General features: G+C 69.2%; 11 protein-coding genes. All 11 read left to right on the plus strand.

Annotated features, from left to right (window positions below; translation table 11 throughout):
- The first annotated feature begins 303 nt into the window (after positions 1-303).
- The 11 genes from LAO51_00140 to LAO51_00190 are packed head-to-tail and all read left to right on the plus strand — an operon-like array spanning position 304 to position 13,636.
- The gene (locus LAO51_00140) at positions 304-2,838 is read left to right on the plus strand and encodes a molybdopterin-dependent oxidoreductase (GenBank protein MBZ5637142.1); all 2,535 of its coding nucleotides are present in this window, start codon (positions 304-306) and stop codon (positions 2,836-2,838) included.
- On the plus strand, positions 2,835-3,491 hold the full coding sequence (locus LAO51_00145) for a TetR/AcrR family transcriptional regulator (protein ID MBZ5637143.1): 657 nt from the start codon (positions 2,835-2,837) through the stop codon (positions 3,489-3,491). Before LAO51_00140 ends, LAO51_00145 begins: the two co-directional genes overlap by 4 nt.
- Positions 3,488-4,438 carry an XdhC/CoxI family protein gene (locus LAO51_00150; protein ID MBZ5637144.1) on the plus strand — a complete coding sequence of 317 codons (951 nt, stop codon included), beginning with the start codon at positions 3,488-3,490 and terminating at the stop codon, positions 4,436-4,438. Before LAO51_00145 ends, LAO51_00150 begins: the two co-directional genes overlap by 4 nt.
- Before the next feature lie 2 nt (positions 4,439-4,440).
- Positions 4,441-5,403: an enoyl-CoA hydratase/isomerase family protein gene (locus LAO51_00155; protein ID MBZ5637145.1), complete on the plus strand. Its 963-nt coding sequence runs from the start codon at positions 4,441-4,443 to the stop codon at positions 5,401-5,403.
- A gap of 12 nt (positions 5,404-5,415) precedes the next feature.
- On the plus strand, positions 5,416-6,165 hold the full coding sequence (locus tag LAO51_00160; GenBank protein MBZ5637146.1) for an SDR family oxidoreductase: 750 nt from the start codon (positions 5,416-5,418) through the stop codon (positions 6,163-6,165).
- Positions 6,166-6,175: 10 nt separating this feature from the next.
- Entirely contained in the window at positions 6,176-7,330 is a 1,155-nt protein-coding gene (locus LAO51_00165) for a thiolase domain-containing protein (GenBank protein MBZ5637147.1), read from the plus strand.
- A 4-nt stretch (positions 7,331-7,334) separates the two neighbouring features.
- Positions 7,335-7,811, plus strand: coding sequence for a Zn-ribbon domain-containing OB-fold protein (locus LAO51_00170; GenBank protein ID MBZ5637148.1), 477 nt, complete (start codon positions 7,335-7,337; stop codon positions 7,809-7,811).
- Entirely contained in the window at positions 7,808-8,581 is a 774-nt protein-coding gene (locus tag LAO51_00175) for an enoyl-CoA hydratase/isomerase family protein (protein ID MBZ5637149.1), read from the plus strand. The genes LAO51_00170 and LAO51_00175 overlap by 4 nt, the downstream gene beginning before the upstream one ends.
- 39 nt (positions 8,582-8,620) lie before the next feature.
- Positions 8,621-10,897: a 2-dehydropantoate 2-reductase gene (locus LAO51_00180; GenBank protein MBZ5637150.1), complete on the plus strand. Its 2,277-nt coding sequence runs from the start codon at positions 8,621-8,623 to the stop codon at positions 10,895-10,897.
- Between the two features lie 26 nt (positions 10,898-10,923).
- Positions 10,924-11,745, plus strand: a complete 822-nt coding sequence (locus LAO51_00185; GenBank protein MBZ5637151.1) for an acyl-CoA dehydratase activase — start codon at positions 10,924-10,926, stop codon at positions 11,743-11,745.
- Complete coding sequence (locus LAO51_00190; GenBank protein MBZ5637152.1) at positions 11,735-13,636, plus strand: AMP-binding protein; 1,902 nt, start codon at positions 11,735-11,737, stop codon at positions 13,634-13,636. Before LAO51_00185 ends, LAO51_00190 begins: the two co-directional genes overlap by 11 nt.
- Positions 13,637-13,665: the final 29 nt, after the last annotated feature.

The following is a 13,665-nucleotide window of genomic DNA, read 5'->3' on the forward strand; positions in this document are numbered from 1 at the left end:
CTGGTGAACGGCCAGGACTGCTCCGTCGCCGTCCGACCGAACACGACGCTCCTGACCGTTCTCCGCGAGCACCTGAACCTGACCGGGACCAAGCGGGGCTGCGGCATGGGCGATTGCGGTGCGTGCACGGTCCTCGTCGATGGCAAACCGGTCGCGTCTTGCCTGATGCTCGCGGCCCAGGCCGAGGGAGCCCGAATCACCACGATCGAGGGGCTCGCCGAAGGGGCGGAGTTGCACCCTCTCCAGAAGTCGTTCGTCAAACACGGGGCGCTGCAGTGCGGCTATTGCACCCCCGGCACCCTCATGGCCGCGAAAGCCCTGATCGACGCGAACCCGTCGCCTGGCGACGACGAGATCCGGCAGGCACTCTCCGGCAATCTCTGCCGCTGCGCGGCCTACAACCGGATCCTCCGGGCGGTCCTGGACTGGAAGAGTTTCGAAACGGTTCCGCTCGACACGCACCCCTTGAGCGACGCCGAGCGCGACCAAGCGAGGGATCTCGACGTGGTCGGCCACGGCGTCACCCGTTACGACGCGCCGGATAAGGTATCCGGCCGGGCGAAGTACACGGCGGACCTCAGGCTCCCCGGGATGCTTCACGGAAAGATCCTGACGAGTCCGATCCCGCATGGCATCGTGCGCCGGATCGACGTGAGCAGGGCCCGCGCGCTCCCCGGGGTGCTGGACGTGATCACCGGGGCGGACGTCCCGGACGAGTGGTACGGCGTCAGCCCCTCCCGCCATGACGAGCAGATCCTCGCGAAGGACCGCGTCCGCTACGTCGGTGACGAGGTCGCCGCCGTCGTCGCCGTGGACGAGGAGACCGCAGAGAAGGCGATGTCGCTCATCGACGTCGAGTACGAGGAGCTCCCGGCGGTGTTCGACCCTGACCATGCGCTGGCGCCGGGCGCTCCCGTCATCCACCCCGAAAACCCACGGTACGAGGGGAACGTCAACACCCGCGTCGCGTGGCACTTCGGGGACGTCGAGAGGGGATTCGCCGAGGCCGACCACGTTCGCGATCAGCGCTTCGTCGGGAATCGCACCTACCAGCACCCGCTGGAGCCGCACGCCGCGCTCGCGCGTTGGGAGCACCACGGGCAGCGGCTGACGATCTGGTCGGCGACCCAGACCCCGCACTACCTGCATCGGACGCTGTCGCGGACGCTCGGTGTTCCGATGGGCTCGATCCGGGTCATCAAGCCCGCGGTCGGCGGCGGCTTCGGGTGCAAGGCTGAGACGACGGCGCTCGACTTCTGCGCGGCGATCCTCGCGCGGCGGACCGGACGTCCCGTGATGATGGAGTACTCGCGGGAGGAAATGGTCCTTCACTTCCGCGGCAGGCACAAGCAGACCATGGACCTAAAGGTCGGGGTGAAGCGAGACGGTACGATCACCGCAGTGCAGTTCCGCTCGACGCTCGATGGCGGCGCCTACACGTCCTACGGCGTGATCACGGCATACTATGCGGGATCGATGCTCCCGACGCTCTACAAGTTCCCGAACTACAAGTACGACGGCCTCAGGGTGTACACGAACCTGCCGGCCTCGGGGGCGTTCAGGGGGCACGGTGTGCCCCAGCCCCGGTTCGCTTTCGAGTCGATGATGGACATGCTCGCTGAGGACCTCGGGATCGACCCGTTCGAGATCCGTCTCCGAAACGCCATGACGCCGGGGACCCGCACCTGCAACGCGCTCGACATCTCGTCCTGCGAGTTCCTCGCGACCCTCGAGAACGCGAGAGAGCAGTCGGGGTGGCGCCAGAAGAGAGGGCGACTTCCACGCGGGAAGGGGATCGGCGTCGGCTGTGGCGGGTTCGTGTCGGGGGCGGGGTACCCGATCTACCGGTCGGAGTTCCCGCACTCGAACGCGATGATCCGAGTGCACGAGGACGGCACCGGAGCCTCGTTGCACATCGCCGCGGCGGATATCGGCCAGGGCTCGGACACCGTGCTCGTGCAGATCGCGGCGGAGGAGCTCGGGATTCCGTACGAAAGGGTCTGGCTCGCCGACTGCGACACGGTCCTGAGCCCCCTCGACCTCGGATCGTACTCGAGCCGCGTCACGCTGATGGGAGGGAACGCCGTCCGCCAGGCGGCGGCGGGGGTCAAGGCGCAGGTCCTCGAGACCGCGGGGAGGCACCTCGGCTGCGACCCGTACGCCCTCGTCGCCAGGAGCGGGCGGATCTTCGTCGCGGCGCACCCGGCGGTCGGGATGGACTGGGAGGAGGCCGCGCGACTCGCATTCGCGGCGCGCGGCCCGGTCGTCGGGGTCGGATCCTATTCGCCGCCGAAGGATCTCGGAGGCGAGTTCAAGGGAGGGACGGTCGGCACGTCGCCGGCGTACAGCTTTTCCACCGCGGTCGCCGAGGTGACGGTGGACCTCGAAACGGGATACGTCACCGTCGACCGGTTCACCGACTTCAGCGACGCGGGGACCGTGGTCAACCCCACCACCTTCCACAGCCAAGTGGAGGGGGCGATGATCATGGGGCTCGGCGAGACCCTCCTCGAGGACACGACCTTCGACGCGACGGGCGCGCCGGAGAACCCGAACCTCCACGACTACCTCGTGCCCACGATTCGCGAGACCCCGGAGATACGCACCGCTGCGGTCGAAAGCTACGAGCCGCGCGGTCCGTTCGGGGCGAAGGAGATCGGCGAGGGATCGCTTCTGCCCGCGCTCGGCGCGATCGCCAACGCGATCTACGACGCGTGCGGCGTGCGGGTGACGGAGCTTCCGATCACGCCGGAGAGGATCTTGCGGGGGCTGGGGAAACTCCCGGAGGCGAACCGCGACCCGGCCCCCGCGCGCCGGGGATGTCGGAGCTCGACATGAGCGGACTGAGGGCACCGGACCCCGTTCTTGCGGAACGCGGCCCTCGGCGGTCGCGCCCCCGGACGCAGGAGAAACTGGCTAACCTGCTGTCGGTGGCGGCTGCGCTGATCGCGCGCCGGGGGTACGAGCAGACGGCGATCCGCGACGTCGGGCGCGCCACGGGTGCCAGCTTGCCCGGGATGTACTACTACTTCAAGAGCAAGGGGGATCTCCTCTTCCAGATCCAGCACCGCGCGTTCTCGTCGCTCCTCGAGGCGCAGGAGCGGGAGTTCGCGGTGGAGGAGCCGCCCGAGCGGAAGTTCCGCCGGCTGATCGTGGGGCACCTCGCGTTCTACGCGCGCCACCCGAACGAGATGAAGGTCTGCACGTTCGAGCTGGAATCGGTTCGCGACGAAGCGTACCGCGAGATCGAGGAGCTCCGGCGGCGGTACTACCGGCTGCTGGCCTCCGTCGTCGGGGAGCTCCTGAAGAAGGCGGGCAGAGAGGATCCCCGGCGTCTCGCGAGCCGGCATATCACGCTCTTCGTCTTCGGAATGCTCAACTGGACCTTGATGTGGTACGACCCGCAGCGCGACGGTCCGGTGGAGAACCTCGGGGACGAGATGGCGGACCTCGTCTTGCCCGGCCTCTCCTCCCGGAAGGAGGTGCGATGACACGCCGCGAGACGCCGGCCGGGCCGCCGCCCGACCCGCTGGTCGAGGTCGGCGAGCCGGTCGAGCGGCTCGAGATGGACGCATACCGGGAGTTCGTGCGGCTGGCGGAGGCCGGCCAGCCGGTCGCGCTCGTGACCGTCGTCGGGACCGAGGGCTCCGCCCCTCGCGGGATGGGGGCGGCGATGGCCGTACGCTCCGACGGGAGCATCGCCGGGACCATCGGGGGCGGGAGCCTCGAGCACGAGATCGTGCGGCACGCGCTCCAATCCCTCGCCGACGGGAGGCCGCGCCGGTTTCACTACGACTACTCCGGGAGTGCCGCGCAGAACCTCGACAAGGCCTGCCTCGGCAAGACGGACTTCTACGTCCAGCCGTGTCTCGTCCTTCCGCGGCTCCACGTGTTCGGTGCCGGCCACATCGGAATCGCCCTGGCGCCCATCGCGGAGGCGGCCGGCTTCCGGGTGACGGTGATCGACGACCGGCCCGGCTATCCCGACGCCGCACGGTTTCCTGTTTCCGTTCGCCTCGTCAACGGGCCGCTGCCGCCGGTCGTCGGGTCGCTCCCCTTCGACGAATCCACGTTCGTGGTCATCGTGACCCACGGTCACGAGCAAGACGAGACCGTGCTCGCCGCGTGCCTCGCCAGGCCATGGCGATACCTGGGGATGATCGGGAGCCGGGGGAAGGTCTCCCGGCTCTTCAAGAGCCTCGGGACGGATGCGGCGTCCCGACGCCGGCTCGCCGAGGTGCGCGCACCGGTCGGCCTGGATATCGGCGGGCGCTCGCCGGGAGAAATAGCCGTTGCGATCGCGGCCGAGATGCTGGCGGTCCGCTATGGGCGGGAGGACGTGGCGCCCATGCGCGATCGAGCGAGTTCGCGGGCGCCCGGTGTCGCCGACCCGTCGGAACCCGACCTGACTTCGGACGCGAAACACCAAGGAGTCTGACGATGGACATGTTCCCCTCGAAGGCGGCCTCCGAGCTGAAGCTCCACGACGTGCTGTACGAGAAGAAGGACATGGTGGCACGGATCACGATCAACCGGCCCGAAGTCTACAACTCGTATTCCACCGACACGCTGCGCGAGCTGATCGCGGCGTTCGACGATGCGTCGTGCGACGACAAGGTCGGCGTGATCGTGTACACCGGCGCCGGCGACAAGGCATTCTGCACCGGAGGGGACGTCAAGGAGTACGCTTCGGTGTACACCCAGCGCCCGCGCGACTACTGGAAGTACATGGGGCTCTTCAGCCGCTACATCGAGGGCATCCTCCGGAACGGCAAGGTGACCATCGCGCGGATCAACGGCATGGCGGTCGGCGGAGGGAACGAGTCGCAGCTCGCCTGCGACCTGGCCGTGATGGCCGACGACACCTACCTCGCGCAGGTCGGCACCAGCGTCGGCAGCGTCGCGTGCGGCGGCGCCACCCAGTGGCTGAGCCTCCACGTCGGCGACCGACGGGCGCGGGAGATGCTGTTCCTGAACCCGCGGATCCATGCGAGACAGGCACTGGAATGGGGACTCGTCAACCGGGTCGTACCGCGCGATCGGCTCGACGCCGAGGTCGCCGCGATCGCGGAGCAGTGCCTCGACAAATTCCCCGAGTGCACCCGCTACACGAAGCAGCAGCTCAACTACTGGAAAGAGGCCGCCTGGTTCTCCACCGTCGGTCACGCGCGGGACTGGCTGTCGACGCACTTCACCTCGCTCGAGCCGTACGAGGGGATGCAGGCTTTCGTCGAGAAGCGCAAGGTCAATTACCGTGGCCTCCGCGAGGCGGCCGCAGCCGGCCGCAGCAGCGAGTTCCTCTGGGGCCCCTACCGGGGAGCGTGCGCGGCGTGCGGGGCCAAGGGAATCCCGGCGGAATTCGCTTACTGCGGCAAGTGCGGGGCGCAGCTCGAAGCGAAGTGAGAGGGTTGCGACATGGATCTCGGGCTCGGTGGAAAGGTCGCGCTGGTGACGGGCGGGAGCCGGGGGATCGGCGCCGCGGTCGTCCTCGCGCTGGCCCGCCAGGGCTGTGACGTCGCCTTCACGTACCGCGGGCGCGCGGACGCGGCCAAGGCCGTGGCCGTCGAGATCCGTGCCCTGGGTCGGCGCGCGATGCCGATCCAGGCGGACGTCTCGGACTTCGCCGCCGCAGAGAAGGCGGTGGACTCCGTCGTCGCGGAGCTCGGCGGACTCGACGTCCTGGTCTGCAACGCCGGGATCACCTGGGACAGCGTTGTTTGGAAGATGACGGAACAGCAGTGGGACACGGTCATCGAGACCAACCTGAAGGGGTACTTCAACTACAACCGAGCGGCCGCGCGGGTCTTCAAGGACCGGCGCAGCGGGAAGATCGTCAACGTCTCCTCGATCAACGGACTCCGCGGCAAGTTCGCCCAATCGAATTACTCGGCCTCCAAGGCGGGGAACATCGCGCTGACCAAGACGCTCGCGAGGGAGCTGGGGAAGTTCAACGTCAACGTCAACTGCGTCGCCCCCGGCATGGTGATGACCGAGATGGCGGAGACGCTCGCTCCCGAGGTCCTCAACGCCGCGGTAAGGGAAACGGTGCTCGGCCGGATCGCGACCTCCGACGACGTGGCGAACGTCGTCGCGTTTCTCTGCTCTGACGCGTCGCGACACGTGACGGGCGAGGTGGTCAAGGTGGACGGTGGCCAGTACATCTAGGAGAAGCTCGATGACGCGGGTGGGGGTCGTCGGGATCGGTCACGGGAGGTTCGGCCAGCGCTCCGACGCGACGGTGCAGGAGCTGGCCTTCGAGGCGTACCGCGACGCCCTCCGGGACGCCGGCATGGGGCCGGACGCCGTCGACGCTTCGGTGGTCGGCTCGGTGCCGGAGTACCACAAGCAGCGCTCGCTGGCGGGAGTGATCCAGGAGTACCTCGGCCTCAACCCCAAACCGACCTGGCTGACGGAGGTGGCGTGCGCCTCGGGATCGGCCGCGATCCGGACCGCCTGGATGGCGATTCGCTCGGGGCTCCACGAGGTCGTCGCGGTCGTCGGCTGCCAGAAGATGTCCGAGTTGTCCACCCCGGAGATCCTGGCGCTGATGGGCCGGGTGGGCGAAGTCCAGTGGGAATCGGTCTTCGGCACCACGTTCCCCGGCTATTACGCGCTGTTCGCCCGTCGCCACATGCACGAGTACGGCACGACGCGGGAGCAGCTCTCCCTCGTCGCCGTCAAGAACCACTACTACGGCGCGCGCAACGACAAGGCACTCTTCCGGAAGGAGATCACGGTCGAGAAGGCGCTGGCCTCCGATCCGGTGGCATCGCCTTTTCTCGTCTACGACTGCTGCGCGAACGCCGACGGCGCGGCCTGCCTCATCCTCGCCTCCGAGGAGCGGGCGAAGGCGACGAGCGACCGGGTGGTCTGGCTCGACGGCCTCGGCTGCGCCTCCGCGAGCATGTCCGTCCTGCGCCGTCCCGACCTCACCGGGCTTCCCTCCGCCGTCGAGGCCTCGCGCCAGGCCTACGCGATGGCGGGGGTCTCGGCGCGCGACGTCAGGGTGGCCGAGGTGCACGACTGCTTCACGATCGCCGAGATCATGGCGTACGAGGACCTCGGCTTCTGCCGGAAAGGTCGTGGAGGGGAGTTCATCGAGTCCCGGCAGTCCTACATCGGGGGCTCGACCCCGGTGAACGTCGACGGCGGCCTCAAGGCAAAGGGACATCCGATCGGGGCCACCGGCGTGTCGATGGCCTACGAGATCGTCAGCCAGCTCCGCGGGGTGTGCGGCGAGCGCCAGGTCCCCGGCGCGGAAGTCGGGCTGACGCACAACGTCGGCGGCATCGGCCAGTACTGCTTCGTCAACGTCTACCGGAGGGACTAGGGCCGTGTTCTCCTGGTTCGGCAGGGTCAGCTACTGCCCGCACACGAAGGTGTCGGAGTTCGCCGACCTCCTCAAGACGGGGCGGATCACCGCGTCGCGCTGCTCGGCCTGCGGGTTCCTGTCGTTCCCGCCCCGTGCGGACTGCCCGAGGTGCCTCTCCGACGAGTTCAGCCTGACGGAAATCAGCGGCCGCGGGAAGCTCGTCTCCTGGACGCGGATCGACGCCGCCCCCGCCGGGTTCGAGGACGTCGCGCCGTACGTGATCGGCTTGGTGGACCTCGAGGAAACCGGCCGGCTGCTGGCGTGGTTCGGCGAATCGATCCCGCCGGAGGAGATCCGGATCGGCATGGACCTCCAAGCGGTCCCGCGCCTGTTCGAGGAGATCCCGGAGATCAAGGTGCACTACACGCTGGAGCGGCCCGGAACCACGTGGTTCAAGGAGCCCCTGCCGCGGCAGGCGGGGCCGGAGGGATCGCGATGAGTGGCGATGGGAGAGGGATCCGCCTCGACAAGGTCGACGGCGTCGCGCTCTTCACTCTCGATGCGCCGCCGCTCAACGTCCTGACCTCGGCCACGATGAACGCGATCTCGGACGCGCTCCGAGACGTCGGCGCGGACCCGACGCTCAAAGCGGCGGCCTTCACAGCGAACGGTAAGGCCTTCAGCGCCGGCGCGGACGTCGGCGAGCACCGGCCGGAGCGGGCGCCGGAGATGATCGCGGCGTTCAGCCGGATGTTCGCGCTCCTCGGCGCCCTCGAGCTCCCCGTCGTGATGGCCGTGGACGGCGCAGCGCTCGGGGCGGGGTTCGAGCTCGCGATGATGGGCGACCTGGTACTCGCCAGCGACCGGGCGAGGTTCGGGCAGCCGGAGATCCGGCTCGGCTTCTTCGCGCCGGTGGGGGTGGCGTGGCTTCCGGCCCGCATCGGCCCGGCCCGGGCGATGGAGGTCACCTGCTCCGGGCGGACGTACACCGCCGCGGAAATGCACGCGATGGGCCTCGTGTCGCGCGTGGTGCCGGCGGAGGAGCTCAAGGGCGCGCTGGACGCCGCGCTCGCGGACTTCCGGCGTGCGAGCCCGCTCGTGATGCGGCTCAACGCGAGGATGGTGAGGCGGCTACAGGGTCGGCCGTTCGAGGAGGCCCGGCGGGAGGCGGAGAGAGTCTTCCTCGAGGAGCTGATGCCCCTGGAGGACGTTCGGGAAGGGATCGCGGCCTTCTTCGAGAAGCGGGAGCCGGTCTGGAAGAACCGTTGAGGGGCGCCGCCCGCGGTCGGGCGCGCCGGCGGAGGCGGGATGCGGATCCTGGTGGTCGGGGCGGGGGCGCTCGGGGGCCTCATCGGCGCGCACCTGTCCGAGGCCGGCGAGGACGTCACCCTGGTGGAGGTCAACAAGGCGCGGGCGCGCCTCCTCTCCGAGATGGGGATCTTCATCACCCAGGACGGCAAGGAGGAACGCTGCGTCAAGATCCGGGTCGTCTCCTCGCTCGAGGGGCTCGCCCCCTTCGACCTGGTCTTCGTCGCGGTCAAGACCTACCAGACCGAGGACGCGGTCCGCGCGGTCCTGCCGGCCATCGGCCCCGGGTCCCGACTTCTCTCGCTCCAGAACGGTATCGGGAACACCGACGTGATGGCGCGCATTCTGGGCGGCGAGCGCGTCCTCTGCGGCATCACGTACCACAGCATCCAGCACACCGGTCCCAACCGGATCCACTTCCGCGCCGGGATCAAGCCGATTCAGATCGCGCCGCACACTGGGAAGATCACCGCCGAGATCGACGCGATAGGCAAGCTCCTGAGCGGGGCGGGGCTGCCCACCGACGTCGTTCCCAGCATCGACAACGTCATCTGGCACAAGCTGCTGCACAACGCCGTGGTCAACCCGGTTTCGGCGGTGACCGGGCTGACCTGCCGCGAGATGCTCGCGGACGACGACCTGATGGCGTTCATGCGGGATCTCTGCGGGGAGTGCATCGCGGTGATGCGCGCCCACGGGGTGCCGATCGTGGACGAGGAGGACCCTTTCCGGCCGGTCATCGGGTCGCTCAAGGCGCTCGGCAAGAACCGCCCCTCGATGTGGCAGGACCTCACGCGGGGGCAGCAGACGGAGGTGGACGCGATCAACGGGGCGATCATGTCCGAGGGGACGAGGCTCGGGATCGCCGCGCCCCACAACAAGGCGCTCGTCCACTTCATCCACTCCAGGGAGCGGCAGAAGATCCTGAGGAGGCAGGAGATCGCGCTGAAGCTCCAGGAAGGCGCCGGCGCGCCCCCGCGGGAGCGCGCGCGGGCGACCCCGATGGCCCCGGAGGGCGGCATGCCGTCCGGTGGCGCGCCCCTCGAGAGCGCCGCCGTCCTCAAGGACATGGTTCACGCGTACTACCACGACCTCCAGGCCGCCTCGGACGACCCGAAGCGGCTCGTCGCCTGCTGCTCCGGCCTCGGCCCGGTCGAGCTGGTGCGCGCCCTCGGGATGACGCCGTACTTCCCGGAGAACCACGCGGCGCTCATCGGCGCCAGCCGGCAGACCGGGAAGTACATCCCCCGCGCGGCGGCCGAGGGCTTCTCGCAGTTCGTCAGCTCCGGGATGCGGTGCGACATCGGGGCGCTTCTCGCCGGGGACAGCCCGCTCGTCACGACCCACGGCATCTCGGGGCCGCCGCGTCCCGACATGGTCGTCTACAGCACGAACAACGGCCACAGCCTGATCCGCTGGTTCGAGTACTACGGCGGGCATTACGGGGTGCCGGTCTTCGGCCTCCACCCGCCGGCGGCGCTCGGCGAGATCGACCGGATCGACGTGGACGCGGCGGTGCACCAGATGCTCCGGCTGGCGAGCCGGCTCGAACAGGTCACGGGCAGCAGGCTCGACATCGACCGGCTGGCCGAGATCGTGGGCTATTCGGCGCACGCGGCGAGCCTGTGGTCCGAGATCCTCTCGCTGGCGCGCGCGGTGCCGGCGCCGATCTCCTTCTTCGACACGCTGATCCACGTCGCGCCGATGGTGCTCCTGCGCGGCACCCCGCAGGCGGTGGAGTACTACTCGCTCCTCAAGGCCGAGATCGAGGACCGGCTCGCGCGCGGGGTCGCCGCGGTCCAGGGCGAGCGGCACCGGTTCTACTGGGACGGCCCGCCGATCTGGAGCGCGCTGCGGCCGCTTTCGCGGCTCTTCGCAGAGCGCGGGGCGGCCCTCGTCGCCTCCACCTTCGCGTCGAACTTCGCCCTAGCCGGCCTCGACGCGGACAACCCGATGGAGAGCATGGCGCGAACCTACATGAGCATCTTCCCGAACCGCTCGGAGGACTACAAGGCGGCGTGCATCGTGCAGCAGCTCGAGGAGTACGGGGTGGACGGCGTCGTGTACCACGAGTGCCGCACCTCCCCCGAGCACAGCAACGTCCGCTACGGTCTCGAGGTCCGCGTTCGGCGGCTGACGGGCCTGCCGTCCTTCGTCCTCGAGGCGGACTCGCACGACGCGAGGCTCGTCTCGACGGAGCGCCTCGAGAGCCTCCTCGCGGACTTCCTCGAGCAGCGGGAGGAGCGGGACGCGGGCCGGGGCCAGGGACTGGCGTAACGCGGGAGAAAGCGAGGGACGAGCCGGTGAGCAGCGAGAATCGTGCCGCGGCCGGGGTGGACGTCGGGACCGAATGCGTCAAGGCGATCGTCGTGGACGCCTCGGGGGGGGTGATCGGCCGGTCGGTCGTATTCACGCGCGGGTACTTTGAGGCCTGCGTCCACGAGGCCCTCGCCGCCGCCCTCGACGACGCCCAGGCCCGCGAGCAAGACCTCGCCGGGGTCTGCGCCACCGGCTTTGCCGCGTCCTGCGTGCCGCAGGCGACCACGACCGCCACCGAGACCGCGTGCCACGCGCGGGGCGCGTTCCGGCACCATCCGTCGGCGATGACCGTGATCAACATCGGCGGGCGGGACCCGCGGGTGATCCAAGTGGACGACGCCGGACGGAGGCTCGAGGCGCTGGCGGTGCGCCGGTGCGCCGTCGGGATCGGAACGTTCCTGATGTTCACGGCGCGGCACCTCGACGTGCACCCGACCCGGCTGCAGGAGCTCGCGGCGGCGGCTGAAAGGCCGGCCCCGATCAGCAGCTTCTGCTCCGTGTTCTCCGGGACCGAGATCCTGGAGAGGCTGCGCGAGGGGGCGAGCCGGGAGGAGATTGCTCTCGGCAGCATGCACTCCATCGCGGAGCGGATCCTGGAGATCGGGGGGTTCAAGGAGCCCCTGGTCGTGACCGGCGGCGTTCCCGAGTACTTTCCCGGGGTGATCCGGGCGCTCGAGTCGCAGTCGGGCATGAAGGTGACGATGGTGTCACAGCCCCTCTTCGCCGGCGCGCTTGGGGCGGCGCTGAAGGCGCTCGAGGAAGCCGCGGCGGGCGGCGCTGCCTCGGGAGGGACCCATGAACGCTGAAGAGCTTCCCCGCAGGGGGTGGGGCGAGGGCCAGACCCGCTCGACGGTTCGCGACGGCGACGTCATCTACTCCACGCTGGAGCCGGTGGGGCCACGGGAGACCGTCGGCTCCATGCTGGCCAGGAACGCCGCCGCCATGGCCGAGAGGGCGGTCTTCAGCGAGAAGCGCGGCGGACGCTTCGTCGGCGTGACGTGGGAGGACTTCCTCCACGACGTGGTCTCCCTGGGCCAGTTCCTGGCCTCCTGCGGCATCGGCAGGAAGGACCGCGTCGCCGTGGTCTCGCGCAACCGCGGCGAGATGCTCGTGGCGGAGTTCGCCTCGATGTGCCTCGGCGCCGTCTACGTCCCGATCTTTCCAGGTTACTCCGCGGAGCAGACCCGCGCGCTGATCGACCAATCGGGCGCCGTGGCGCTCCTTCTGTCGGACCGCCAGCAGCTCGACAAGGTCTTCGTGCCGCCGTCGGTCCGTTTGATCGTCTCGTTCGAGCCGATTGCGAGGGCGAGAGTCGACGAAGCGATCGCTGGACGCGAGGCGGAGTACTTCACCTTCAAGGCGGCCCTCCGCCGCAACGGGACCGGCGACCAGGACGACCTGCGCCTGAAGATGTTCCTGTGGTCGGCCGCACGCCTCGACCCTGACGCGCCGTGCCTCCTGCTGTACACCTCGGGGACCACCGGGCCGCAGAAGGGGGTCCTCCTGAGCCACGACAACATCCTGTCGCAACAGCGGGCCCTCTCCCAGCTCTGGCGGATCGGCCCGCAGGACCGCCTCCTCTCCTACCTGCCGTGGCACCACGGCTTCGGCGGGATCTTCGAGAAGTACACGGCGCTGTACCAGGGCGCGACGCTGGCACTCGACGACGGCGTCGGTGAGGACTTCGACCTCCTGCTCAGGAACTGGAAGGAAATCCGGCCGACCGTGTTCTTCGGCACGCCGAAGATCTACCAGCAGCTCGTGGGCCACGTCCGGCTCCACCCTGAGGACGAGGGCCGGGTGTTCCACGAGGAGCTGCGCTTCCTCTTCACCTCCGCGACTCCCCTGCCGGCCAACCTGTCCGACTTCCTGGCCTCCAAGAGGATTCCCCTGATCGAGGGTTGGGGTCTGACGGAGACTTCTCCCTGCTGCACGTTGACCAACGTCGACGAGCCCCGGACCGTTCGGGGAATGGTCGGATACCCGCTTCCGGGGGTGAGGATAAGGCTCGCCGAGGACGGAGAGATCCTCGTGCAAGGACCGAACGTGACCCGCGGGTACCACGGCGATCCCGAGGCGACGGCGAAGGTGCTCCCGGGGGACGGCTGGCTCCGCACAGGAGACCTCGGCGGCTTCGCCGGCGATGGCCTCAGGCTGGTCGGGAGGAAGGACCGCGTCTTCGAGATGGCCGGAGGCGGGAGGATCTTCCCCACCGAGATCGAGAACGACCTGGCCGGCAGGAACAAGTACGTCCGGCACGTCGTCGTCGCGGGGGACGGGAGGAGCTTCCTCTCGGCGCTGATCTTCCCGGACTTCTTCCTCATCGAGGAGGAGTTCGGGAAGGACCGGGAGAAGGCCGAGAGCGTGGTCAAGGAGTCGCTGAGGCGGACGGTCCTGGAGTTCAACCGCGAGCGCGTGGTGGAGCACGAGCGGCTCCAGGCGTTCGCGGTGGTCAGCAAGGAGCTGTCCATCGAGGACAACGAGCTGACGCCCTCCATGAAGGTGCGCGTGCGGAACGTGCTGCGAAACGCGGAGGAGCACCTCGAGGCGATCTACGCGCCGACGGAGGACAGCGACTGCCGCCTCCTCCAGAAGGTCATGCGCTTGGCGCCCGACCCGCGTCGGTGTTTCGTGGACAGCGACAAGACGCTCGACCAGTGCCACGAGTGCGGGAGCTTCGTGTTCGGCGACAGGTGAGGGTCAGGGGGGGGCGACGATGAGCATGG

The sequence above is a fragment of the Terriglobia bacterium genome (assembly GCA_020073205.1).
Classification (GTDB): Bacteria; Acidobacteriota; Polarisedimenticolia; order Polarisedimenticolales; family JAIQFR01; genus JAIQFR01.

Bases quoted from the DNA above. Each gene is read 5' to 3' on its own strand.
- LAO51_00145 (MBZ5637143.1), top strand. From the start codon at position 2,835: ATGAGCGGACTGAGGGCACCGGACCCCGTTCTTGCGGAACGCGGCCCT.
- LAO51_00140 (MBZ5637142.1), top strand. From the start codon at position 304: ATGGCCGCGAAAGCCCTGATCGACGCGAACCCGTCGCCTGGCGACGAC.
- LAO51_00155 (MBZ5637145.1), top strand. From the start codon at position 4,441: ATGGACATGTTCCCCTCGAAGGCGGCCTCCGAGCTGAAGCTCCACGAC.
- LAO51_00175 (MBZ5637149.1), top strand. From the start codon at position 7,808: ATGAGTGGCGATGGGAGAGGGATCCGCCTCGACAAGGTCGACGGCGTC.
- LAO51_00165 (MBZ5637147.1), top strand. From the start codon at position 6,176: ATGACGCGGGTGGGGGTCGTCGGGATCGGTCACGGGAGGTTCGGCCAG.
- LAO51_00190 (MBZ5637152.1), top strand. From the start codon at position 11,735: ATGAACGCTGAAGAGCTTCCCCGCAGGGGGTGGGGCGAGGGCCAGACC.
- LAO51_00150 (MBZ5637144.1), top strand. From the start codon at position 3,488: ATGACACGCCGCGAGACGCCGGCCGGGCCGCCGCCCGACCCGCTGGTC.
- LAO51_00180 (MBZ5637150.1), top strand. From the start codon at position 8,621: ATGCGGATCCTGGTGGTCGGGGCGGGGGCGCTCGGGGGCCTCATCGGC.
- LAO51_00160 (MBZ5637146.1), top strand. From the start codon at position 5,416: ATGGATCTCGGGCTCGGTGGAAAGGTCGCGCTGGTGACGGGCGGGAGC.